20 protein-coding genes are annotated in these 22,774 nt (G+C 63.3%); 15 read left to right on the top strand and 5 right to left on the bottom strand.

The window, feature by feature from the left end; translation table 11 throughout:
* Positions 1-41 precede the first annotated feature (41 nt).
* Positions 42-1,280 carry an extracellular solute-binding protein gene (locus O7B34_RS17645; RefSeq protein WP_337147238.1) on the bottom strand — a complete coding sequence of 413 codons (1,239 nt, stop codon included), beginning with the start codon at positions 1,278-1,280 and terminating at the stop codon, positions 42-44.
* Positions 1,281-1,499: 219 nt separating this feature from the next.
* Between O7B34_RS17645 and O7B34_RS17650 the strand changes: the two genes are divergently transcribed.
* The 3 genes from O7B34_RS17650 to O7B34_RS17660 all read left to right on the top strand — a co-directional run bounded on the left by O7B34_RS17650 (position 1,500) and on the right by O7B34_RS17660 (position 5,481).
* Entirely contained in the window at positions 1,500-2,714 is a 1,215-nt protein-coding gene (locus O7B34_RS17650; RefSeq protein WP_337147240.1) for an ROK family transcriptional regulator, read from the top strand.
* 106 nt (positions 2,715-2,820) lie between these two features.
* Positions 2,821-4,431, top strand: a complete 1,611-nt coding sequence (locus O7B34_RS17655) for an inorganic phosphate transporter (RefSeq protein ID WP_337143129.1) — start codon at positions 2,821-2,823, stop codon at positions 4,429-4,431.
* A 93-nt stretch (positions 4,432-4,524) separates the two neighbouring features.
* A complete protein-coding gene (locus tag O7B34_RS17660; RefSeq protein WP_337147241.1) occupies positions 4,525-5,481 on the top strand; it encodes a CorA family divalent cation transporter in 957 nt (318 codons plus the stop codon).
* Between the two features lie 110 nt (positions 5,482-5,591).
* Here the strand turns inward: O7B34_RS17660 and O7B34_RS17665 are convergent, their stop codons facing one another.
* Together O7B34_RS17665 and O7B34_RS17670 are read right to left on the bottom strand one after the other, a co-directional pair.
* Positions 5,592-6,758, bottom strand: coding sequence for a patatin-like phospholipase family protein (locus O7B34_RS17665; protein ID WP_337147242.1), 1,167 nt, complete (start codon positions 6,756-6,758; stop codon positions 5,592-5,594).
* Entirely contained in the window at positions 6,751-7,539 is a 789-nt protein-coding gene (locus tag O7B34_RS17670; RefSeq protein WP_337147243.1) for an acetoacetate decarboxylase, read from the bottom strand. Before O7B34_RS17670 ends, O7B34_RS17665 begins: the two co-directional genes overlap by 8 nt.
* Before the next feature lie 222 nt (positions 7,540-7,761).
* On the opposite strand from O7B34_RS17670, the gene O7B34_RS17675 reads away from it, so the two are divergent.
* The 10 genes from O7B34_RS17675 to O7B34_RS17720 all read left to right on the top strand — a co-directional run bounded on the left by O7B34_RS17675 (position 7,762) and on the right by O7B34_RS17720 (position 19,838).
* The gene (locus O7B34_RS17675) at positions 7,762-8,550 is read left to right on the top strand and encodes a 3-hydroxybutyrate dehydrogenase (protein ID WP_337147244.1); all 789 of its coding nucleotides are present in this window, start codon (positions 7,762-7,764) and stop codon (positions 8,548-8,550) included.
* A gap of 67 nt (positions 8,551-8,617) precedes the next feature.
* Positions 8,618-9,376 carry a phosphodiesterase gene (locus O7B34_RS17680; protein ID WP_337147245.1) on the top strand — a complete coding sequence of 253 codons (759 nt, stop codon included), beginning with the start codon at positions 8,618-8,620 and terminating at the stop codon, positions 9,374-9,376.
* A gap of 223 nt (positions 9,377-9,599) precedes the next feature.
* Complete coding sequence (locus O7B34_RS17685) at positions 9,600-10,928, top strand: NAD(P)H-dependent oxidoreductase (protein ID WP_337147247.1); 1,329 nt, start codon at positions 9,600-9,602, stop codon at positions 10,926-10,928.
* A gap of 2 nt (positions 10,929-10,930) precedes the next feature.
* On the top strand, positions 10,931-11,959 hold the full coding sequence (locus O7B34_RS17690; RefSeq protein ID WP_337147249.1) for a thiamine pyrophosphate-dependent dehydrogenase E1 component subunit alpha: 1,029 nt from the start codon (positions 10,931-10,933) through the stop codon (positions 11,957-11,959).
* Positions 11,959-12,957 carry an alpha-ketoacid dehydrogenase subunit beta gene (locus O7B34_RS17695; protein ID WP_337147250.1) on the top strand — a complete coding sequence of 333 codons (999 nt, stop codon included), beginning with the start codon at positions 11,959-11,961 and terminating at the stop codon, positions 12,955-12,957. The genes O7B34_RS17690 and O7B34_RS17695 overlap by 1 nt, the downstream gene beginning before the upstream one ends.
* A 3-nt stretch (positions 12,958-12,960) precedes the next feature.
* Positions 12,961-14,319 (top strand): pyruvate dehydrogenase complex dihydrolipoamide acetyltransferase, encoded by a 1,359-nt coding sequence (locus O7B34_RS17700; protein ID WP_337147251.1) that lies wholly within the window; start codon positions 12,961-12,963, stop codon positions 14,317-14,319.
* 238 nt (positions 14,320-14,557) lie between these two features.
* On the top strand, positions 14,558-15,544 hold the full coding sequence (locus tag O7B34_RS17705) for an ABC transporter substrate-binding protein (RefSeq protein WP_337147252.1): 987 nt from the start codon (positions 14,558-14,560) through the stop codon (positions 15,542-15,544).
* 142 nt (positions 15,545-15,686) lie between these two features.
* Positions 15,687-17,390, top strand: coding sequence for an ABC transporter permease (locus O7B34_RS17710; protein WP_337147253.1), 1,704 nt, complete (start codon positions 15,687-15,689; stop codon positions 17,388-17,390).
* Positions 17,378-18,457: an ABC transporter ATP-binding protein gene (locus tag O7B34_RS17715; protein WP_337147254.1), complete on the top strand. Its 1,080-nt coding sequence runs from the start codon at positions 17,378-17,380 to the stop codon at positions 18,455-18,457. The genes O7B34_RS17710 and O7B34_RS17715 overlap by 13 nt, the downstream gene beginning before the upstream one ends.
* Positions 18,458-18,632: 175 nt before the next feature.
* Positions 18,633-19,838, top strand: a complete 1,206-nt coding sequence (locus tag O7B34_RS17720; RefSeq protein ID WP_337147325.1) for a DUF930 domain-containing protein — start codon at positions 18,633-18,635, stop codon at positions 19,836-19,838.
* Here the strand turns inward: O7B34_RS17720 and O7B34_RS17725 are convergent.
* Together O7B34_RS17725 and O7B34_RS17730 are read right to left on the bottom strand one after the other, a co-directional pair.
* A complete protein-coding gene (locus O7B34_RS17725; RefSeq protein WP_337147256.1) occupies positions 19,835-20,509 on the bottom strand; it encodes an HAD family hydrolase in 675 nt (224 codons plus the stop codon). The genes O7B34_RS17720 and O7B34_RS17725 overlap by 4 nt on opposite strands.
* A gap of 108 nt (positions 20,510-20,617) precedes the next feature.
* A complete protein-coding gene (locus O7B34_RS17730) occupies positions 20,618-21,259 on the bottom strand; it encodes a hypothetical protein (RefSeq protein ID WP_149907509.1) in 642 nt (213 codons plus the stop codon).
* A gap of 192 nt (positions 21,260-21,451) precedes the next feature.
* Between O7B34_RS17730 and O7B34_RS17735 the strand changes: the two genes are divergently transcribed.
* Complete coding sequence (locus O7B34_RS17735) at positions 21,452-21,889, top strand: transcriptional regulator GutM (RefSeq protein ID WP_015315467.1); 438 nt, start codon at positions 21,452-21,454, stop codon at positions 21,887-21,889.
* A gap of 117 nt (positions 21,890-22,006) precedes the next feature.
* Positions 22,007-22,774 carry a PTS glucitol/sorbitol transporter subunit IIC gene (gene srlA, locus O7B34_RS17740; protein ID WP_337147257.1) on the top strand — a complete coding sequence of 256 codons (768 nt, stop codon included), beginning with the start codon at positions 22,007-22,009 and terminating at the stop codon, positions 22,772-22,774.

The raw sequence follows: 22,774 nt of genomic DNA on the forward strand, positions 1-22,774 counted from the left end.
AATAGCACGGGCGGCACAAGGCCGCCCGCAATGGATGGAAATCAGAGGCCGCTGTTCTGCGCGGCGGTCTTCAGGGCATCTTCCGGCGAGGCCGTGCCGAGCAGCGATTCCTGGATTGCCTGCTGCAGGGCGGTCGACAACTCCTGGTATTTCGGCGTGGTCGGGCGCGGATACATGGCGGCCAAACCAAGCTTGGCGGCGGCGATCAGTTCCTCCTGGCCCTTGGTGACGGCCGGGTCGTCATAGGACGAGGCCCAGATCGGCAGCGAGAGTTTGGCGTACTGGTTCTGCGTTGCCTGCGAGGTCATGAAGGTGATGTACTTCCAGGCCTCGTCCGGATGCTTGGAGACCGCGGTGACGCCGAGGCCCATCGAGCCGTTGACGGCCGACATTTCGCTGGTGCCGGCAACGCCCGGCGCCGGCACGACGCCGACCTTGCCGGCCACTTTCGAGTCCTTCGGGTCGTTGGCCATATTGTACATGTAGGTCCAATTCAGCGCGAAGGCGGCATCGCCATTTTCGAAGACCTTGCGAACGTCCTCTTCCAGGAATTCCTTGGAATTGGGATTGGTGAGACCCGACTTGTAGCTGTCTACCATGTACTTCAGCGCCAGCAGGCCGCCGCCATTCTGGAAGTCCGGCTTGCCGTCCTTGAGGAAGTCGCCGCCATAGGCGCTGACCAGCGTGGTGTAGTCGCAGATCGCGGCTTCGGCCTGCGACCAGCTCCAGGCGATCGGGGTCTTCAGCAAGCCCTTGTCCTGGATGATCTTGGCCTGTGCGCCGAGCTCTTCCCAGGTCTTCGGCGGGGTCTTGATGCCGGCTTTTTCCAGGATGTCCTTGTTGTAGAACAGGTACTTGGTGTCGAGGATCCACGGCATGCCGTAATACTTGCCGTCATACTGGACGGTGGTCCAGGCGCCGGGCAGCACGCCCTTCTTCATGTCGTCGGTGATCTTCGAAGACACATCGACCAGCACCTTGTTGGTGGCGTATTCGGCCGGCCAGATGACATCGAATAGGACGACATCGTAGCCGCCGCCCGACCCTTGAGCGAGCACGGTCTTGTCGTGCAGGCCCTCATAGGGAACGAATTCGAGATTGATCTTAACGTCGGGATTGGCCTTGGTGAAGGCATCCGTCATGGCGCGCACGTCGGCCTCGCTGTAGGCGGCCTGCGCCATGAAGAGCGCGTTGAGCGTCGTCTCGGCGAAGGCGTGGGGGACGAGCAGTCCTCCGGCAAAAACCGCGCCGACCAGTGTCTTGGTGATCGTCCTAAGCATTTTCTTCTCCCATTGCAGCGTTGACGGGCCGGCGCTGCCAGGCATTTGGCATCGTCTTCCCGGATCCGTGTCGCGTGACCTGATGGTTACCCGGCTGACCAGTGGCGACAGGCGGAGGCCTTGGCCATCTTGTTTTTGGGCGCTCGGTTTGCATTAAGTCAATTCGCTTGACTTAATTAGTCGATCAATATCCTAATAGAGTCAAGAGGGGAAACGCCGATGGACGACATCAGCCCGATCCGCGCCAAGAGCGGCACCAACCAGGAAGGCACAAGCGCGCACAATCGCCGCGTCATGATCGAGGCGCTGCGTCTCAATGGCGCGCTGTCGCGGGCCGACCTTGCGCGGGCGACGCAGCTCACCAAGCAGGCGGTCTCCAACATCATCGAGGACCTGGAAAGCGATGGCCTGGTCGTCGCGCTCGATGCGGTGCGCAGGGGCCGGGGCCAGCCGTCGACCCCCTACAGGCTGGTTCCTGAAGGCGCTTTCGCCATCGGCCTGCAGATCGACCGTCACCTGACGCGGGCGGTCGCGGTCGATCTGATGGGCAGCGTGCTGACGCGCGCCGAGGCGAACCTGCCTTTCGATGAGCCGTCAAGGGGCGTCGAGGTGATCCTCGGCCTGATCGATGGCGTCCGGCGCGAGCTGTCCGGCATCTCCTCGCAGTCGGAAAAACGCCTCGTCGGTCTTGGCGTCGCCATGCCCGGCCCGTTCGGCCTGAAGAATTCGGACGACAAATGGATGATGCCGGCCTGGCAGAAGTTTCCGCTGCTGGACACGCTGGCCAAAGGCACTGGACTGAATGTCGGCCTGCAGAACGATGCCGCGGCCTGCGCGACGGCCGAGCGCATCGTGGGTGCCGCGCATGGCGTCGATCACGCGGTGTGTCTCTATGTCGGCTATGGCATTGGCGCCGGACTGATCCTGAACGGCGAGCTGTACAGCGGTGGTCATGGCAATGCAGGCGAAATCGGCATGGCCTTGCTGTCGCCGGCTGGTCCCGGCTCGACACCGCTCGAACATCGCGCGTCGCTGGCCTCGCTTTACCAGCATCTTGGTCTCGATCCAGCCGACGAGGACCTCTACGAAAAGATCGGCGCGCTGGCCGCGGCGGGTGACGTGAAGATCATGGCCTGGATCGACGGGGCGGCCCATGACCTGCGCTGGAGCGTGCATCTGATCGAAACCATCTTCGATCCGCAGACAGTGATCCTGACCAGCGGCGCGCCGGAAGCGCTGGCGCGCCGGCTCGTCGAGGCGATGCATCCGCTGCTGCCGTCGATCGCCGACAGGCCAGGCCGGACCTTGCCGCGCCTGCAACTCGGCACCACCGATCCCTGGTCGATCGCGCTTGGCGCGGCCGCCGCGCCGATCAGCCGTGCCTTCGATCCGCTGTTCTCGGCGATCCTGAAGACACGCTCCGGTCCCGCATGAAAGGGATCGTGCGTCGAGGCAGAGCCTCTCTCGGCGTCACACAGGGTTCATCGTCCGAACATAGCGTCTTTTCCAGTTCTTTGCTGCAATGCAAAAGGAGTGGGACATGGTGGACATAGTTTCTAGTGAGGCGGGCATTCCGAGGCCGGATCATCCGCTGGATAGTTCAGGCGGCGCGAAGTGGTTCCTGCCGGTCTTCGGTGTGCTGGTGCTGGTTGGCGTGGTCTATGTCGGCTACGCGCTGAGCCAGGATCTGGCGGTGGCCAAGACGGTGCCGTGGATCCTGCTCGGCATCGCCTTGCTGATCGCGCTCGGCTTCGAATTCGTCAACGGTTTCCATGACACCGCCAATGCGGTGGCGACCGTCATCTACACGCGCTCGCTGCCGGCGGAATTCGCCGTCATGTGGTCGGGCGCCTTCAATTTCCTCGGCGTTCTCACCTCCAGCGGCGCGGTCGCCTTCGGCATCCTGTCGCTGCTGCCGGTCGAGCTGATCCTGCAGGTCGGCTCCTCCTCCGGCTTTGCCATGGTGTTCGCACTGCTGGTGGCCGCGATCCTGTGGAACCTCGGCACCTGGTTCCTCGGCCTGCCGGCGTCGAGCTCGCACACCATGGTCGGCTCGATCATCGGCGTCGGCCTTGCCAACCAGTTCATGGCACCTGCCGGCAGCGCCACCAGCGGCGTCGACTGGTCGCAGGCCACCAATGTCGGCGTGACCTTGCTGGTGTCGCCGATCATCGGCTTCTTCGCCGCCGCCATCCTGCTCTACGCGATGAAGCTTCTCGTCCGCAATCCGGCGCTCTACGAGGCGCCGAAAGGCAATGCCCCGCCACCCTGGTGGATCCGCGCGCTGCTGATCTTCACCTGCACCGGCGTCAGCTTCGCGCATGGCTCCAATGACGGACAAAAAGGCATGGGCCTGATCATGCTGATCCTGATCGGCGTGGTGCCGACGGCTTATGCGCTGAACCGCACGCCTGACATCAACTATCTCGAAGCCTACAAATCGGCTTCGGTCAGCGTGGAGACCGCGCTGGGCAAATATGTGAAGCCCGGTGTCACCGTCGCCGATGCGAAGGATGCCAAGGCAGCCGTGCAGGATGCCGTGCGCACCCGGACCTGGAGCGACAAGACGACCGTCGCGCTGCAGAGCTATATCCACAACACGACGGCCGAGCTGCAGCCCTATGCTTCGGTCGATACCGTGCCGACAGATCTGGTGAGCAACGCCCGCAACGACATCTATCTGATCGGCGAGGCGCTGAAACTGATCGACAAGAAGAAGTTGCTGCCGATGGAGGCCGCCGATCTCAAGGCGGTCACCGATTATCACAAGGCCGTCGATAACGCGACGAAGTTCATCCCGATCTGGGTGAAGGTCGCGGTGGCACTGGCGCTTGGCCTCGGCACCATGGTCGGCTGGAAACGCATCGTCGTCACGGTCGGCGAGAAGATCGGCAAGAGCCACCTGACCTATGGCCAGGGTGCTGCCGCCGAACTCGTCGCGATGGTCACCATCGGCATGGCCGACCGCCTGGGTCTGCCGGTATCGACGACCCATGTGCTGTCATCCGGCGTCGCCGGCACGATGGCGGCGAACGGCTCGGGCCTGCAATGGTCGACGGTGCGCAATCTGCTGCTCGCCTGGGTGCTGACCTTGCCTTGCTCGATCACGCTCGCCTTTGTGCTGTTCATCGTCTTCCGCCAGGTGTTCTGAGCGGGCGACGTAAGCGACGACAGCACCGACGGCGCCAAATTGGCGCCGTCTCGTTTTCCAACGTTATGTTGGCTGTAATCTCGGACGGCAGTTATGAACGACGCATCGCATCTGGCCTTGCTTGCCGTCGACGACCAGCATCCGGCGCCCGGGCTGGTCTGGGCCTATCGCGGCTTGCCAGGCAAACCCGCGGTGGCACTTGCTCCGCGCGATATCGATGCCGCACTGGCGATGCCGGAAGGCTGGGTCTGGCTGCATGTCGATCTCGTCGACCAGCGCGCCCATTCCTGGGTCAGCCACGCCTGCGCCTTGCCGGCCTCGGCGCATGCGATCCTCGAAGGCCAGGAAGACAGCCCCGCGCTGGCGCATGAGGATGGTGTCGTCCACGGCATTTCCGCCGACCTGCACAGCGAAATCGCGCGTCAGTCGACCACCATCGGCAGGTTGCGCTTCGCGGTTTCGGAGCGGCTGCTGGTAACCGGCCGCCGCCATTCGCTGGCAGCGGTCGAGGAGGTGCACGAGGCGCTGGCCGCGGGGCTGCGGCCCGCCACCGCCTTCGAACTTTTCGAGGCGATCGTGCTGGCCTTCTGCGGCAGCACCAGCCTGCGGCTCGCGACCGCCACCAAGCGGCTCGATGAGGTGGAGGATCATCTGGTGACCGAGCGGCTTGCCGACGAAAGGCAGAGGCTAAAGGATGTGCGTCGCCTCGCGGTCTCCCTGCACCGGCCGATCTCGGCGCTGGCGGCACTTTTCCAGGACGAGGACCGCTCGGACTGGAAACTGTCGGAAGGCGCACACGAGACGTTGCGCCGGCTCACCACTCGTCTTGAACGGCTCGACCGGGAGGTCGTCATGGTCAACGACCGGGCGCGGCTGTTGCAGGAGGAAGTCGCCGCCGAGCTCGCGGACGAATCCAACCGCAGCCTGAAGGCGCTGGCGGTGATGAGCGCGCTACTTTTGCCGGGCTCGCTGATCGTCGGCATGTTCGGCATGAACACCGCCGGGCTGCCGCTCACGCAAACACCGGCGGCTTCGAGCTGGCGCTGTTGATCGCGGCGGGGGCGACCGGCCTGTTCTATTGGCTCTTGCTGAGAGCCGGCGCCAATCTCAGATTCTGAGCCCGGCTCAGTGTTCCGAGCCAGGCGTTTCCGGCCTGAAACTCAGGTCGGATCTTCGCGATGCAGGTCGTGGATGGTGACGCCGTCGGCATTGGTCGGCAGCATCAGCCACTTCTTGTGACGCAGCGTGCGCTCGGTGTCCTCGAGGCCCATCTCCCAATGCTCGCGCATCGAGGTGCCCGAAAACTCGTAGTCCTTGGCGTGGCCCTCGTAGCCCTTGTGCTGGTAGATCAGGTGGACGATGTTGACGACGCCGGCGTTGGAATAATCGGCGATCAGCTCCTTCTCGCCATCCTTGAGCTGCTCCTGCGGCACGCGTTTCAGCGCATCGAGCAGCTTCATTTTCAGCGCATGGATGCGCTCGAAATTGTCGGTGTTCTGCCGCGTGCGGCTCGAATACATGATGTCCTTGTGGCGCGACAGCACGTCGGCCATGCCGCGCGGCAGCACGCCGCGGGCGCTGAACAGATCGACCTGGAAGACCAGCGAGGAACGGTCCTCTTCCTGGTCGAGCAGATATTGCAGCGGCGTGTTGGAGACGATGCCGCCATCCCAGTAATACTCGCCCTCGATGCGGATCGAGGGGAAGGCCGGCGGCAGCGCGCCGCTCGCCATGATGTGCTCCGGCTCGATACGCACGTTCTCGGTGTCGAAATAGACGAAGTTACCGGTCCTGACATTGACCGCGCCGACGCTCAGCCGCTTCTTGCCGTCGTTCAGCACGTCGAAATCGATCAGGCTCTCCAGCGTGTCCTTCAACTCGGCGGTGTCGTAGAAGCTGGTGGCGCCTTCCGCTCCCGACAGCTGGAACCAGGGATTGGGATTGCGCGGCTTGAAGAAGCCGGGCTGGCCCATCGTCATCGTCATCGTCATCAACGACGAGGTCTGGTTGCGGATGTCGCGGTAGATGTCGCCTTCGGGCGTGTAGGACCAGATCTTGCGGCCGGAAATCGTCTGCCAGAACTGTTCCAGCCGTTGCAGCCGGCGGCTCGGTTCATTGCCGGCGATGATCGCGGCGTTGATGGCGCCGATCGAGACGCCTGATAGCCAGCTCGGCTCGCAGCCGGCGTCGGCCAGCGCCTGGTAGACCCCAGCCTGATAGGCGCCGAGCGCGCCGCCGCCCTGAAAGACCAGCGCAATACGATCATACTGCGCCGTGATTTCCTCGATGGTGGCGGCGGCTGCCTTGTTGCGGTTACGCTCAAGCACTGACTTTCTCCAGCTCGGTTGCGCTGGCAGCGGATCGGCTGTGGTCAGCGAGGTAATCATGCACGACTTCGCCCAGGCCGAGCGTCAGATCGGCCTTGAAGTGAACCGCCGACACGATGTCGAGCACAGGCAGCTTCGCCACGTCGGCCATGACATGAGGCCGCAGATCGAGCGCGGCCGGCGCCGTCCAGGCTTCCTTCAGCGTGATATCGGTGAGGTAGTAGCGGACCAGCTCGCAAACGCGCGGCGTGCCGTCGACATGCGGGATGATCTTGATCAGGAAATTGGGGGCGGCGAGCGAAGCGAGCACCTGGTCATGATCAGCCTCACGGTGCTTGTAACCCATCGTGCCGGTGGCGCAGAGAACGCTGCCATAGTGCAGCGTGCCGACGATCACCTCGCCTTCATGAACGATCTTGGGATTGGCAAGCTTTTTCGGGAAACCCCACAGTTCACGCCCGCCGGCGATCGGCGCGTCGTCGTCGAGATACATCGAATGGACATAGCCGCCATGTTGGCCCCTGTAGCGTACCGGGATGACCTGGCCAGTCTCGGTGTAGTCGCCGAAGCCGGTCGAATCCGGCATGCGGATGAATTCGTACTTGACCAGCGGCTCGTCGATCTCCAGCGGCGCCGGCACGACGGCCTCGAGCGCCTCGCGTGTCGTGCGGTAGGTGATGATGATGTATTCGCGGTCGAAGAAACGATAAGGGCCCGGCGGGAAGGAGGGATTGGTGAGCGGCATCGCATATGCGCGCTTCACGACATCGGCGATTTCCATCCAGGTGCCCCCAACGGTTCGAAAATGACCCCGCGCGAATGCGCTGGCAAATATGTTGCACGGCACCATGACAATGCCGTGTCACCTCGAAGACGCCTTCTCACGGAGCTGGCAAAGGCCGTCGCGGAGCTGTAATCGAGCCGACATATGGCCGTGGCATTGTCGTGTTGCGTCGCACAAACTATTCTCATTCAGTTCCTCCCACCTCTTGCGAGATCTCCCATGGGTTCCCTGTCTTCGAAGAATGCGCTTGTCACCGGCTCGACCAGCGGCATCGGCTTGGCAATCGCCCGCGCGTTTGCCGCCGAGGGTGCCAACGTCACCATCAATGGCCTGGGCGACGCCGCCGCCATCGAGCAGGAGCGCGCCGGCATCGAGAAGGACTTCGGCGTCAAGTGCCGCTACTCCGATGCCAATATGATGGATGGCGCCGCCGTCACCGTCATGGTCCATGACGCCGAAGAGGCATTCGGCAGCCTGGACATCCTGGTCAACAATGCCGGCATCCAGCATGTGGCGCCGATCGAGGCGTTTCCCGACGACAAGTGGGAAGCCATCATCCGCATCAACCTTTTGGCCGCCTTCTACGCCATCAAGGCGGTGGTGCCAGGCATGAAAAGCCGCAAATGGGGCCGCATCATCAACACGGCCTCGGCGCATGCGCTGGTCGCCTCGCCGTTCAAGTCGGCCTATGTCTCGGCCAAGCATGGCATATCGGGCCTGACCAAGACGGTGGCGCTGGAAGTCGCGCAGGACGGCGTCACCGTCAACGCGATCGCGCCCGGCTATGTCTGGACGCCGCTGGTCGAGAAGCAGATTCCCGACACGATGAAGGCGCGCGGCATGACCGAGGAACAGGTCAAGCACGACGTGCTCTTGGCCGCGCAGCCGACCAAGGAATTCGTCACCGTGGAAGAGCTTGCGGCGCTGACGCTGTTCCTGTGCTCGGATGCGGCCAAGCAGATCACCGGCACGACCTTGCCGATGGACGGCGGCTGGACGGCACAGTAGAGCTGGTCGAGAGATAACGCCTTCAGGCCGACGCCAGGGGCGCCGGCAGCAAGCAGTGCGCGGGCCCATGAAAATCATCCAGCTCTCCGATCCGCATCTGATGGCGCCGGGTGGTCGTCTCTACGGCTCCGATCCGCTCGACCGGCTGGAGGCCTGCCTGGCGGACATCGGTAGGAACCATGCCGATGCCGATCTGGTGGTGATATCAGGCGACCTGACAAATGATGGCGAGCGCGCCGCCTATGCGGCATTGAGGGAGGCGCTGTCGGGGTTCGCGCCGCCTTGCCGGCTGATGCTCGGCAACCACGACGACCGTGCGCTTTTTGTCGAGATGTTCCCGCAAACGCCAGCCGAGCGCGGGTTCGTCCAGAGCGTTTTCGATGGCAGCGATGGCCGCCTGATCCTGCTCGATACGCTGGACAGCGGACATGTCGAGGGCAGGCTGTGCCCGGCACGGCTGGGCTGGCTGGACGAGAAGTTGCAGGAAGCCCGCGACCGGCCGGTCTTCCTCTTCATGCACCATCCGCCGTTCCGGATCCACATGCCGGTGCTTGACGAGGTCATGCTCGCCGACGCCGATACCTTCCATGACGTTCTCCTGCGCCACGGCAATGTCGGCCACATCTTTGCCGGCCACGTCCACAGGCTGATCGCCGGCAGCTGGCGCGGCATACCGGTCAGCACGCTGCGCAGCACCAACCATCAGAGCGCCCTCGATTTTTCGGACAGCTGGCAACTGGGCCACGAGCCACCCGCTTATGCCGTCATCTTCATCGATGCCGATGGAGTGGTCGTCCATTTTCACGATTTTCCTGTCGCCGGATAACGCCGCCAACAGGATCAGGACGCTGACCGCTCGACTGTGAGCCCGCGTGCGCCGATGAATTCCGCGATTTGCCGGCTTTCCCGACCTCTTTTCCACCCTGCGGTGTGCGCCGGGAAAGTGCTGCAAAAGCACGCGGGTTTGGACATTAGTCTTGACAGAAATACAGATGTTCAATACCCGTCAGACAATTGAACAAGCCTGCATTATGGGAGGAATGAGCGGTATGGCTTCCAATGTTTCGTTGACGGGCCTTGCCCGCGACCTCGAGGAACGCGGCAAATCGGGCAAGCCGATCCGCATCGGTCTGATCGGGTCGGGCGAGATGGGAACCGACATCGTCACCCGTGTCGCCCATATGTCGGGTATCGAGATTGGTGCCATCTCCGAACTGAACCTGCCCGCCGCCAGCAAGGCGGTGGACATCGCCTTCCAGGAAACCGGCCATGCACGCGAGGTTGCGAACGCTTCGGCGATGACGGCTGCCATGGAGGCCGGCAAGGTGGCGGTGACCAACGACGCCAGCCTGGTCATCAACAACGATCTTATCGACGTCGTCATCGATGCGACCGGTGTTCCCGCCGTCGGCGCAGAGATCGGCTTGCGCGCCATGGAGCATGGCAAGCATCTGGTGATGATGAATGTCGAGGCCGACGTCACCATCGGCGCTTATCTCAAGAGCGAGGCCGACCGGCTCGGCGTCACCTATTCGCTGGGCGCCGGCGACGAGCCGTCCTCCTGCATGGAGCTGATCGAATTCGTTTCGGCCATGGGCCACCCGATCGTCGCCGCCGGCAAGGGCAAGAACAACCCGCTCAACATCGACGCCACGCCGCCCGCCTATGAGGAAGAGGCCAGACGCCGGCACATGAATGTGCGCATGCTGGTCGAGTTCGTCGACGGCTCCAAGACCATGGTCGAGATGGCGGCGATCGCCAACGCCACCGGCCTGGTGCCCGACAAGGCCGGCATGCATGGCCCGGCCGCGACCCTCGGCGAATTGAACAAGGTGCTGGTGCCGCAGAAGGATGGCGGCGTGTTGTCCAGGGTCGGCGTCGTCGACTATTCGATCGGCAAGGGTGTCGCGCCCGGCGTCTTCGTCGTCGCAGACATGTCGCATCCGCGCATCTCGGAGCGTATGGAAGATTTGAAGATGGGCAAGGGTCCGTACTTCACCTTCCACCGCCCCTATCACCTGACGTCGCTCGAAGTGCCGCTGACCTGCGCCCGCGTCGTGCTCTACGGCAAGGCCGACATGGTGCCGCTGGCAAAGCCGGTGGCGGAAGTCTGTGCGGTGGCCAAGAAAGACATGCAGCCGGGCGAAAAGCTCGATGCGATCGGCGAATATTGCTATCGCGCCTGGATCATGACGGCGCCGGAAGCGCATGCCGCCAGGGCCATCCCCTGCGGCCTGCTACAGGGCGGTTCGGTGACGGCGCCGATCAAGAAGGGCGAGTTGATCACCTACGCCAATGCCGCTCCGGCAGCGGGCTCCAAGATCGCCGAACTGCGCGCCCGCCAGGACAAGCTCGTCTACGGAACCGTGGAGGCCTGATCATGGCCGGAGCCAGCAAAGCCGTCGCGGACAGTCGCGCCAACCTGCCCTTCGTCTATCGCCAATACAGCGCCGAGCAACTGAAGCAGGTGCTCTACAAGATGTACCTCATCCGCCGCTTCGAAGAGGGCGCGGAGGAAAGCTACACGCGCGGCCTCATCCACGGCACCATGCATCTGTCGATCGGCCAGGAGGCCAGCGCCATGGGCATATGCATGCCGCTTGGCGAGGATGACCAGATCACCTCGACCCATCGCGGCCACGGCCATTGCATCGCCAAGGGCGCCGAGGTCAAGCGGATGTTCGCCGAGTTCTTTGGCAAGACCACCGGCTACTGCAAGGGCCGTGGCGGTTCGATGCACATCGCCGATGTCGCCAAGGGCAATCTCGGCGCCAACGGCATTGTTGGCGGCGGCATTCCGATCGCCGTCGGTGCCGCGCTCTCCTCCAAGATGATGAAGACCGGCAAGGTCGTGGTCTCCTTCTTCGGCGACGGCGCCAACAATGAAGGCGCCTTCCATGAGGCGCTCAACATGGCGGCAGTCTGGAAGTTGCCGGTGATTTTCGTCTGCGAGAACAATGGCTACGGCATGTCGACGTCGACGGCCCGCTCCACCGCGGTCAAGAACATCGCCGACCGCGCCGCCGCGTATTCGATGCCGGGCGTCATCGTCAACGGCAACATCTTCTCCGAGGTCGCCGAGGCTTCGTACAAGGCGGTCGAGCGGGCACGTGCGGGCGAGGGGCCGACGCTGATCGAATCCAAGACGTATCGCCATCGCGGCCATTCCAAGAGCGACCGCAACCGCTACCGGACCAAGGAAGAGATCGAGGACTGGATGTCGAACCGCGATCCGATCACCCTCTTCGAGAACGAACTGCGGGAATTCGGTTTCATCGACGACAAGGGCATCGAGGCCATCCGCGAGGCGGTGGTACGGGAGATCGCCGATGGCATCGAGTTCGCCAAGGCGAGCCCTTCGCCCGACGTCACCGAGACCGGAAATTACGTGTATACGGAGCGGGCGTGATGGACGCGATGGTGCGTGAACTGAGCTACGCCCAGGCGATCCAGGAGGCCATGGCGGTCGCCATGGACATGGACGAACGCGTCTTCCTGATGGGCGAGGATATCGGCGTCTATGGCGGCGCCTTCCAGGTGACCGGCGATCTGGTCGAGCGCTATGGCGCTGAGCGGGTGCTGGACACACCGATCTCTGAACTGGGCGGCGCGGGCGTCGCTGTCGGCGCCGCGCTAACCGGCATGCGGCCGATCTTCGAATTCCAGTTTTCCGACTTCGCCACGCTCGCCATGGAGCAAATCGTCAACCAGGCCGCCAAGATGCGCTTCATGCTGGGCGGCGAGGTTTCGGTGCCGGTGGTGATGCGGTTTCCCGCCGGCTCCGGCACGGGTGCGGCGGCGCAGCATAGCCAGAGCCTGGAAGCCTGGCTCGGCCATGTGCCGGGTCTGAAAGTCATCCAGCCGGCAACACCCTATGATGCCAAGGGCATGCTTCTGGCTGCCGTCGCCGATCCCGATCCGGTGATGATCTTCGAGCACAAGCTGCTCTACAAGATGAAGGGGCCGGTGCCGGAAGGCTATTACACCGTACCGATCGGCAGGGCCGATATCCGCCGCGAGGGCCGCGACCTCACGATCGTCGCCACCTCGATCATGGTGCAGAAGGCGCTCGACGCCGCCGCCACGCTGGAGGCCGAAGGCATCGACGTCGAAGTCGTCGATCTCCGGACCATCCGGCCGATGGACAAGCAGACGGTCATCGATAGCGTCAAGAAGACGTCGCGGCTGATGTGCGTCTATGAAGCGGTCAAAACGCTGGGCATCGGCGCCGAGGTCAGCGCCATGATCGCCGAGAGCGAGGCGTTCGACTACCTCGATGCGCCGATCGTGCGACTGGGCGGCGCGGAAACGCCGATCCCGTACAATCCGGAGCTGGAAAAGGCCACGGTGCCGCAGGTTCCCGACATCATCACCGCCGCGCGCGACCTCGTGAAAGGGGTTCGCTGAGACATGCCGACCGAAGTCATTCTTCCCAAGGTCGACATGGACATGGCGACCGGACAGATCTCGCGCTGGTTCGCCGAGGAAGGCGCGCACGTCAAGAAGGGCGACGTGCTGTTCGAGATCGAGACCGACAAGGCGGCGATGGAAATCGATGCACCGGCCAGTGGCGTGTTGCGCGACGTGACGGGCAAGGAAGGTGTCGACATTCCGGTCGGCGCGCCGGTTGCGTGGATCTATGCCGACAGCGAGGCTTATGGGGCCAAGCAGGAAGCGGCGCCAATCTCCCCCGTCGTGGGGGAGATGTCGGCGGAGCCGACAGAGAGGGGCGCTGTCCCGCCAACGCCTCATTCCGTCACGCCCCCCTCTGCCCTGCCGGGCATTTCCCCCACAGGGGGGGAGATTGGCCAATCGCCATCGGGCGGACGCGCGACACCGCTGGCTCGCCGTCTGGCGCGCGAGGCGGGCCTCACCCTTTCAGCCATATCCGGCACCGGCCCGCATGGCCGGGTGGTGAAAGCAGACGTGGATGCCGCGATCGCCGGCGGTGGTGCCAAGGCAGCGCCCGCCGCCAAGGCTCCGGCTGTCGCACCGGCCGCCGCGCCGGCTGTGAAGCCAATGTCGGACGACCAGGTGCTGAAGCTGTTCGAGGAAGGCTCCTATGAACTCATTGCGCATGACAACATGCGCAAGACCATCGCGCGGCGCCTGGTCGAAGCCAAAATCACCATCCCGCATTTCTACCTGACGCTCGACTGCGAACTCGATGCGCTGCTGGCCCTGCGCACGCAACTCAATGCCGACGCGCCGGTGAAGAAGACCGACAAGGGTGAGGCGCCTGCCTACAAGCTGTCGGTCAACGACATGGTGATCAAGGCGATGGCCATGGCGCTGAAGGCGGTGCCGGATGCCAATGCCTCGTGGACCGAGAGCGCCATGGTCAAGCACAAGCATGCCGATGTCGGCGTTGCCGTGGCGATCCCCGGTGGCCTGATCACGCCGATCATCCGGCATGCGGACGAAAAGACGCTGTCCGTCATCTCCAACGAGATGAAGGATCTGGCCAGCCGCGCCCGCAGCCGCAAGCTGAAGCCCGAGGAGTATCAGGGTGGCACGACGGCGGTCTCCAATCTCGGCATGTTCGGCATCAAGGACTTCGCCGCGGTGATCAACCCGCCGCATGCGACGATCCTGGCGGTCGGCGCCGGCGAGCAGCGGGCGGTGGTCAAGAATGGCGAGATCAAAATAGCCACCGTGATGTCGGTGACGCTGTCGACCGACCATCGCGCCGTCGACGGAGCGCTTGGGGCGGAACTGATGGTCGCCTTCAAGAAGCTGATCGAAAATCCGATGGGCATGCTGGTGTAGCACCGATCTCCGGCTTTATCTGATGACCTCCCGCCCAGGCTCCTCCCGGCGGAGCCTTACACAAAGCGCCTGTTGGGCATCGACGCGCCTCTCGCGCGAGAAGGCGGCCCTGATCTCATCTTGATCCAAGCCTTGATGCGCTGTGTCATCCACCAGTCATATGCGCCGTGCAGGGAGGAAGAGACGGGGTGCTGGTCAGGGGCCAGACCGGTCATGCACAGACAGGACAGGAGGTCTCATGAAGACGCTATTCATCAAGCTGTTGGCCAGCCAGCTGGCGCTCGCGGCAACGTTGTTCGCCGGCGTGGCAAATGCCGAAACACTGACGCTCTACACATCCCAGCCGGAAGCGGACGCGGCCAAGACCGTGGATGCCTTCAAGAAGGCGCAGCCCGGCATCGACGTCACCATCTATCGCTCCGGAACCAGCGACATACTGACCAAGATGGCGGCCGAGTTCGCCGCAGGCAGCCCGCAGCCCGACGTGCTGCTCATCGCCGACGCGGTCTCGATGGAACTGCTGAAGAAGGACGACAGGTTGATGGCCTATCCCGAGGCCAAGCTCGACGGGGTCGACGCGGATGCCTATGATGCCGACAAGACCTATTTCGGCAGCAAGCTGATCACCACCGGCATCGTCTACAACACCGCCGCCGCCGAAAGGCCGCGGCATTGGGCCGATCTCGCCAAGCCGGCCTATGCCGATGGCCTGGTCATGCCAAGCCCGCTCTATTCGGGTGCGGCCGCCTACCTGCTTTCGGGCTTCGCCGGCGATACCAACTATGGCTGGGATTTCTTCCAGAAGCTGAAGACCAACAACACCGTCAGCGTGCGCGGCAATGGCGCGGTGCTGAAGTCGGTGGCTTCGGGCGAGAAGCCCTATGGCATCCTCGTCGATTTCATGGCGATGAACGCCAAGAAGAAGGGCTCGCCGGTCGAGTTCGTGTTCCCCAGCGAAGGCGTACCTGCCGTGACCGAGCCGGTCGCCATCATGAAGACCACCAAGAACGTCGATGGCGCCAAGAAGTTCGTCGACTTTATTCTGTCCGATGAGGGCCAGAAGCTGGCGCTGTCTATGGGCTACCTGCCGGCACGCGCCTCGGTCGGCCGTCCCGACTGGCTGCCGGAAGGCGTCAAGGTCAAGGTGATGACGTTCGACACCAAGGCGATCGTTGCCAAGACCGACGCCGACAAGGCGAAATTCCAGGAACTGTTCGGCGGCTGAACCGTCGATCGCGGCGGGGTGCCGGCAGCGGCATCCCGCTCGCTTCGCCAGAGCAATTCCAGGAAAAGTGCGAAGCGTTTTCCGTCCGGAATTGCGCCGAAATGAACCGCACCCGGTCGCATTGACCCCAGGAAACGCAATCATGCCGACACGCATCAGGGAAAGCCGTGGCCAGGAAATGGTCCTGACGGCGGCGGTGGCCGTCGTCATCATCCTGCTTTCGATGTTGCCCATGCTGCGCCTCGTCGAGGAGATCGTGGCGCCCGGCGGCATCTTGTCGACCGCGGCCGTGGAGGCCGGGCTGAGAAGTCCGGCAACCTGGATCGCGATCTGGCACACGCTGGTCGTCGGCATCGGCGGCACGCTTCTGGCAGTGCTTTCGGGAACACTGGTGGCCGTGCTCGTCTCGCTGACCGACATACGCTGCCGAAGCGCCCTGGTGCTCTGCTACGTCATGCCGCTGATGATCGCGCCGCAGGTGACGGCGCTGGCCTGGCTGCAACTGTTCGGCCCGGCGAGCCCGTTCCTCAAGCTTTTCGGGGCGGCTCCCCCGCTCGGCACGAAGAACCCGCTCTATTCGACCCCGGGCATCATCCTGCTGCTTGGCGTACAGTACGGGCCGCTGGTCTTCCTGCTGGTGCGGGCCGGCCTGCGCAAGCTGCCGCGCGAACTGGTCGAGGCCGCACGTGCCGGCGGTGCGAACTGGTTCACCGTACTGGCCACCATCGTGCTGCCCTTGATGACGCCCTCCATCATGGCGGCGGCAGCACTTGCCTTCGTTTCCTGCGTCGGCAATTTCGGCATTCCGGCCTTTCTCGGCATTCCCGCCAACTACCTGGTGCTGCCGACGCTCATCTATCAGAAGCTGGCCGGCGGCGGTCCGGCGGTGCTCGGCGAGACCGCGTTCCTGTCCGTACTGATCGGCATCATCGCCATGGCCGGCATCCTCGCCCAGGAGGTGATGAGCCGCCGCCGCGATTACCGCATCTCTTCGACATCGCTGCCGGCCGAACCTTACGAACTGGGCCGCTGGCGGCCTGTCGTCCAGGCCGGCATGTGGCTGCTCATCGTATTGGTGCTGGTCCTGCCGCTGTTCGGGCTGGTGCTGACCTCGCTGGTGCCGGGCTACGGCATTGCGCTCACCACCAAGACGGCGACGCTCGACAATTACCGTTTCGTGCTGTTCGAGCATGATGCCGCCAATCGCGCCTTCTTCAACAGTTTCTGGCTGTCGATCGCCGCAGCGTTCTTCGCCGTCATCGTTGCCGTGCCGGTTGGCTATCTCATCGCCTGGGGCAAGCAGCGCTGGGTGCGGCTGCTCAATCTCTCGGTCGAACTGCCCTACGCCTTGCCCGGCGTGGTGCTGGCGATCGCTTCGCTCCTATTGTTCCTGCGGCCGATCCCGCTAACCGGCATCCAGCTCTACAACACTGTCTGGATCATCCTCTATGCCTATCTCGCCCGCTTCCTGGTGCTGGCGCTGCGGCCGACCATCAGCGGCTATCACCAGATCGACCGGGCACTGGAGGAGGCAGCGCAGGTGGCGGGCGCCGGCCTGTTCACGCGCATGCGCACCATCATCTTTCCGCTGGTCGCGCCGGCTGCGGTCGCCGGTGGCCTTTTGATCTTCATGACGGCGCTCAGCGAACTCACGGTCTCGGCATTGTTGTGGTCCTCGGGTTCGGAGACCATCGGCGTGGTCATGTTTTCCTTCGAGCAGGGCGGCGATTCCAACTACGCGGCGGCGATGTCCGTCGTCACGGTCGCCGTCACCTTCGCGCTGATGCTGGTGACCAACCTGCTTGCCCCTCATCTTCCGAGCGGAGTTCTGCCATGGCGCGACTGACCCTGGACCATGTGACCAAGAGCTTCGCCGATTTCGATGCCGTGAAGGATGTCTCGATCGATGTCGCTGACGGCGAGTTTCTGGCGGTGCTCGGACCTTCCGGCTGCGGCAAGACGACGTTGCTGCGGCTGATCGCCGGTTTCGAGAAAGTGACCTCGGGCGAAATCCGCATCGGCGGCGATGTCGTTTCGAACAGCGGCGGCAGCATCGCGCCGGAAAAGCGGCGCGTCGGCATCGTCTTCCAGAATTACGCCCTGTGGCCGCACATGAGTGTCGCCGAGAATATCGGCTATTCGCTGAAGGTGGCCAAACTCGACAAGGCGGTTGCGCGCAAAAAAGTGGAAGACGCGCTTGCCTTGGTCAATCTGCAGGGCCTGGGTGAGCGCAGGCCCGCCAATCTTTCCGGCGGCCAACGCCAGCGCGTGGCATTGGCGCGTTGCCTGGTGGCGACACCCTCGCTGGTGCTGTTCGACGAGCCGCTCGCCAATCTCGACGTGCATCTCAGGGCCTCGATGGAGGACGAGTTCGCCGCCTTCCACAAGCGCACGGGCACGACCATCGTCTACATTACCCATGACCAGACGGAGGCGATGGCGCTGGCCGACCGCATCGCGGTGATGGATCGTGGACGCCTGGCGCAGCTTGCGAGGCCGCGCGACCTCTATCATGAGCCGGCAAATGAAATGGTCGCTTCCTTCATTTCGCAAGGCATCCTGCTGCCGGCGGACGTGCTGACGGGCGAGGAAAGTGGCCATTGCAAGGTCCGGGTACTCGGAAGCGAGCTGGTGGTCCGCTGCCGGCGTGGCGAGCGGCCGCGGGCCGGCGCCAGGATCTGCTGCCGCTCCGCCGACATCGAGATTTCGGCCGATGCCTCGGGCTTCGACGGTCTCGTCAAGCGGGCGGTCTACCAAGGCGGCGCGGCGCGCATCGAATTCACGCCCAAGGCCGATCCCGACCTCACCTTGCATTTCGAGCAGCCCGATCCGGTTGTGCTGGAGAACGGGGCGCAGGCGCGCCTGCGCATAAAATCCGGCTGGCTGATCCCGGCGGCGGGAGCAGCCTCTTGATGATGCTGGACCTGCTTGGCGGTTTCGGCGAAAAGGGCCGCACCAGCCTCGCCGTGAGCAGCGGCAATGATCGCATCTTGCCCGATGTCGCGCCGGCGCCTCGGTAACACGGCCCTGCCCGTGGTGATCCAGATCACCAACCTGTCAGAGGCCAAATTGCGCCAATCCAATGCTTATGCTTGAAGCCGCCGCTATTTCATTCCACATCGGTCAGATGAAGGGCGAGACAGGAGAGCGGCGTCGGAATCTGCTGTGGGGTATCCCCGCATCGCTGATCCTGCATGCGCTTGTCGCGGGGCTCTTGATCTATGGCCTGCCCACGCCGCCCCAACAGCCGCAGGAGGAGGAACCGGTCAATGTCGCGCTCGTGCCCCCGCCCGAGCAGCCAAAACCGAAACTTGCCCCTGTACCGTCTCCTAAGCCACCGGAACCGAAGGTTGAAAAACCGCCTGAGCAGAAAGTTGAAAAGCCGGCTCCGCAACCTCGGAAGCCTCCGCCAATCGAGGTGCTGAAGCCTGTTTTTCAGTTCGGCGACAAGGATGCAGGCCCCCGGAAATCCCTGGATGGGGCCAGCGCTCAAGACAGTTCGCCGTCGCCGACCAAGGATGAGGATGCGAAGCCGCCGGTCGTGCAGAAGCCTGCCGAGACCCAATCCGACGTGCCGGCAGGCACCGAGAAGCCGGCGGATTCAGCTGAGGCCGGCGAAAAGCCGGTAACCGATGCGAAGGACACCGAGCCCGCGCAGGAGAAGCAGGCAACTCTGACCCAGGACGCAGATAAGCAGCAGGCCGCCAAACGACAGGCGGGAGTGCAGGACTCCGCCAAGCAGACAGGCGCGGCACCAACGCCGCTGGCCACCGACGGGGACGGTGAGGTCGAGCTTCCAATGTCGGCTGCGAAGCCGGAGCCTAAACCAACAAATACACCGAAGCCCAGCTCTTCAAAGGTTGCGAAGTCCCGAAACGGGGGCGCCGGAAGCCCAGGTTCCACTGACGTAGCCAGCGCGGCATCGCGCAGGTATTCAGGCCTTCCGGGCGTTCGCAAGCTTTACTCGCAGGGCGCTACGGGTGACGCGCTGGCCACGACCTCAATGGGTGGCGTGCCTCGCGGTCAGCGTGGTGCCAAACTTTGCGCCAGCGCGTTGCAGCAGCAATTGCTGGACGCCTCCTATTTTCCCATTTTGATCCCAAGTGTTCCGCTGAAGGCCGGCAATGTTCTTGACGCCCCTGACGTTGCTTTCCGTACCTCAACCACGTGGTTCCATCTGGGCTTCCGCTGCGAGGTCGACAGCGACGCGACCAGGGTCTTGTCCTTCGACTTCCGTGTCGGAGCTGTGATTCCACCTGGCGAATGGGCGCGCCTTGGACTACCCGCTCGCTAGGCCGGCACACCAAGCCTAGCCAATTGCCGGCTAACTTCATGCCAGTCGGCGCAGACGAAATCGGCACCGGCGGCCGTCAGCCGTGCGGCATGTTCGGCGTAGGTATGTCCGCCACCGGTATAGCCGATCGCGGTCATGCCGGCGGCGACCGCGCCCTGGATGCCGAAAGGTGAATCCTCGATGACGATGCAGTCCGCCGGGTTGGCGCCCATCTTCGCAGCGGCGAACAGGAAAATGTCCGGCGCCGGCTTGCCGTTCTTGACCATCGAGGAGCTGTAGATGGCTTCGCCGAAGAACCCCGCCAGTCCGGTAATGGCCAGGCTGTGGTTGATGCGCTCGACGGAGGACGACGAGGCAACGCAACTGCCGCCCTCGAGCGTTTCCAGGAACGCGGTGATTCCCGGTGTCGGCTTTAATTCCTGCGAAAACAGGGCTTTAGTCTCGGCCCAGATATCGCCATCGGCCGTCGCGGGAAACTGATGGCCGGTCAATTCCTTGATCCTGACGATGATGTCGGCCTGCTTCATGCCGACGCACTGGGCGATGATACCGCCGTGAACGCCCGGCATGCCATGCTTATCGTAGACACGTTCATAGGCTTTGGCGGCCAGTGGCTCGCTGTCGACCAGAACGCCGTCGCAATCGAAAATGATCAGTCTTGACGGCGCCACGCGTTTCTCCCGGCCTCTGTCAGAATTGGCACATCGCTATCGAGAAAAAGTCAAATGTTCAATAGCGGGCACTCGCGGCCTCGTGAATAGGGGGCAATAGAGGCCAATTCAAAGCTGGCGCAAGGCATCGCTGGCGCGAGAGGACCCCAACGCTCGTTGCATGGCCTGCCGCGACTGCGCGCGGTCGGGCGTGATCCAGTTCGGTTCCGCGCCCAGGAAGCGGTCGAGGAAAGCCACGGCATAAGCCGGCATTTCGGTGACGTTTTCGCGATAGGACCACCAGGTGCGCAGGTCGTCGGCGCATTTGTCGATGCTAGGCGCTGAACCGAACTCCTGCTCGTAGATGGCCGAAATCACCGAGACGCAGTAGTTGGTGTAGAGAAAGCCTTCCGGCCAGAAGCGGATGATGTCCAGCGTGCCGGCATTCTGATCCGTTTCGATGAGCTGGGTAAGGCCGGAGATCTCCCTGGCCGGCGCCTGCTTGATCAGTTCGCGCAGCACGAGGCCGGCGGCAAAGACGATGAAATCGGCGCGGTCGATCGCGGCGAAGCGCTTCTGCGCCTCCATCACCTCGACCCAGTCGAGAAAAGCCCGGGTCAGCTTCGCCTCGTCGATTTCGAAGCGTACGCCGAATGTGTCCGAAACCACCTTGGCGCTGCCGCGGAAGGTGGCGCGGAACCAGCGCAACTGCCGAAGCCGGTGGCGCAGATCGGGCATGAGGGCCAGTTCATCCCTGAAGGGCAGTTCCATTTCCTGTATCCCGTTTCCCCACAGGCTAGCACAGTCGTGCCCCCGCCGAAATCGCGCGGCGGCCCTGTGGATGACCGTGGTTGAGGCCAATATCATACATATTGACATTCGCGGAAACAAATGTTCTCACTTTGCTGTTGTCGCGTGCCGGTCCAAGGTGCGCCTCGACTGAAGCTTCGGGAGGAGAACCGAATGGCGATTTGGCAGTGGGGACTGCTCCTGCTGGTTATTGTGTGGGCGTTGCAGTCGCTCGGCGTCTGGCTGCAGATGCGGCACTATTCGGATGTCTTTCGGGGCGTCACCGATCAGTACAAGGATGGCTTCGTCGGCGCCGGCAATTTTCGGGGCCGATTTGCCAAGGGAACAATCGCGCTGGTCGTGGTTACGCCCGACCTGATCGTGCGCCGCATGATGGTGATGAGCGGCCGTTCCGTGTTCACCAAATTCAAGCGACATGAAGAATTCGAGGGTGTCCCCCTCGATCGACTCCGGTCCAACCCTGCGATCATGGGGGAGGGGGAACCCGGTGTGGCCGAGGCCGTGAAGCGGGCGATCGAACAGATCGACAAAGCACGGTCGGAGCCGGGGAAGAAGCCGGGCCTGGCCGGCTTGAATGTAGCAAGGGCCTAGAGTCGGATGATTTCCAGGTCAAATCGACCTGAAATCTGAATCCGCCTCTGGATCAAAGGGATAGAGGAGGCCGTGCGCCGACTGGGATCAACCGGCGGGCCGGCATAAGGAGGAGAAATGTCTGTATTTTCGTTGTTGGCGCAGCATGCCGACATGGCCGTGCATAACCTGCATATCGCGGGTGCCATGGTTTCGGACGCTGCATTGCATGGCAGGCTCGCCGCCGAGCATGCTTCCGATCATCTCGTGATCCTTGCGCAGGCGCAGACCGACGGTGCGCCGGTTACCGCCGAGCAGCTGAAGGAACAGCTGAAAAATGTGCAGCAGGAAGAGCAGCTTGGCTGGCTCACTGCCATCGGCAAGTACTTCATCGGCATCTTCCAGAAGGGCGGCGAGGTTTTCGCCGGCTTTGTCACCGGCATCATCCCGACACTTGTCGTGCTGATGACAGCCTTCTACGCCGTCACCGAACTGGTCGGCGAAGAGCGTGTCCACGGCCTGGCGCGTGGTGCTGGCCGTATCGCGCTGACCCGCTATACCGTGCTACCGCTGCTGGCGGTGTTTTTCCTCACCAACCCGATGGCCTATACCTTCGGGTCGTTCCTGGAAGAGAAGCACAAGCCCGCTTTCTACGACGCGGCCGTGTCCTACGTGCATCCGCCGCTCGGCCTCTTCCCGCACATCAACCCTGGCGAATATTTCGTCTGGGGAGGCATGCTCGTTGCCTTGCTCGATCTCGAGAAGCGGGGCGTTGTCGTCGCCGGTTACCACGTCAAGGTGGCGATCTGGTACGCGATCGTTGGTCTCGTCGTGATCCTGCTCAAGGGCATGCTGACCGAGCGCATCACAGCCATCATGGCACGCCGCCAGGGCGTTGAGCTGTAA

Source organism: Mesorhizobium sp. Cs1299R1N3 (assembly GCF_037179625.1).
GTDB lineage: Bacteria > Pseudomonadota > Alphaproteobacteria > Rhizobiales > Rhizobiaceae > Mesorhizobium > Mesorhizobium salmacidum.

Bases quoted from the DNA above. Each gene is read 5' to 3' on its own strand.
- O7B34_RS17645 (WP_337147238.1), bottom strand. From the start codon at position 1,280: ATGCTTAGGACGATCACCAAGACACTGGTCGGCGCGGTTTTTGCCGGA.
- O7B34_RS17650 (WP_337147240.1), top strand. From the start codon at position 1,500: ATGGACGACATCAGCCCGATCCGCGCCAAGAGCGGCACCAACCAGGAA.
- O7B34_RS17655 (WP_337143129.1), top strand. From the start codon at position 2,821: ATGGTGGACATAGTTTCTAGTGAGGCGGGCATTCCGAGGCCGGATCAT.
- O7B34_RS17660 (WP_337147241.1), top strand. From the start codon at position 4,525: ATGAACGACGCATCGCATCTGGCCTTGCTTGCCGTCGACGACCAGCAT.
- O7B34_RS17670 (WP_337147243.1), bottom strand. From the start codon at position 7,539: ATGGAAATCGCCGATGTCGTGAAGCGCGCATATGCGATGCCGCTCACC.
- O7B34_RS17675 (WP_337147244.1), top strand. From the start codon at position 7,762: ATGGGTTCCCTGTCTTCGAAGAATGCGCTTGTCACCGGCTCGACCAGC.
- O7B34_RS17680 (WP_337147245.1), top strand. From the start codon at position 8,618: ATGAAAATCATCCAGCTCTCCGATCCGCATCTGATGGCGCCGGGTGGT.
- O7B34_RS17685 (WP_337147247.1), top strand. From the start codon at position 9,600: ATGGCTTCCAATGTTTCGTTGACGGGCCTTGCCCGCGACCTCGAGGAA.
- O7B34_RS17690 (WP_337147249.1), top strand. From the start codon at position 10,931: ATGGCCGGAGCCAGCAAAGCCGTCGCGGACAGTCGCGCCAACCTGCCC.
- O7B34_RS17695 (WP_337147250.1), top strand. From the start codon at position 11,959: ATGGACGCGATGGTGCGTGAACTGAGCTACGCCCAGGCGATCCAGGAG.
- O7B34_RS17700 (WP_337147251.1), top strand. From the start codon at position 12,961: ATGCCGACCGAAGTCATTCTTCCCAAGGTCGACATGGACATGGCGACC.
- O7B34_RS17705 (WP_337147252.1), top strand. From the start codon at position 14,558: ATGAAGACGCTATTCATCAAGCTGTTGGCCAGCCAGCTGGCGCTCGCG.
- O7B34_RS17710 (WP_337147253.1), top strand. From the start codon at position 15,687: ATGCCGACACGCATCAGGGAAAGCCGTGGCCAGGAAATGGTCCTGACG.
- O7B34_RS17715 (WP_337147254.1), top strand. From the start codon at position 17,378: ATGGCGCGACTGACCCTGGACCATGTGACCAAGAGCTTCGCCGATTTC.
- O7B34_RS17720 (WP_337147325.1), top strand. From the start codon at position 18,633: ATGCTTGAAGCCGCCGCTATTTCATTCCACATCGGTCAGATGAAGGGC.
- O7B34_RS17730 (WP_149907509.1), bottom strand. From the start codon at position 21,259: ATGGAACTGCCCTTCAGGGATGAACTGGCCCTCATGCCCGATCTGCGC.
- O7B34_RS17735 (WP_015315467.1), top strand. From the start codon at position 21,452: ATGGCGATTTGGCAGTGGGGACTGCTCCTGCTGGTTATTGTGTGGGCG.
- srlA (WP_337147257.1), top strand. From the start codon at position 22,007: ATGTCTGTATTTTCGTTGTTGGCGCAGCATGCCGACATGGCCGTGCAT.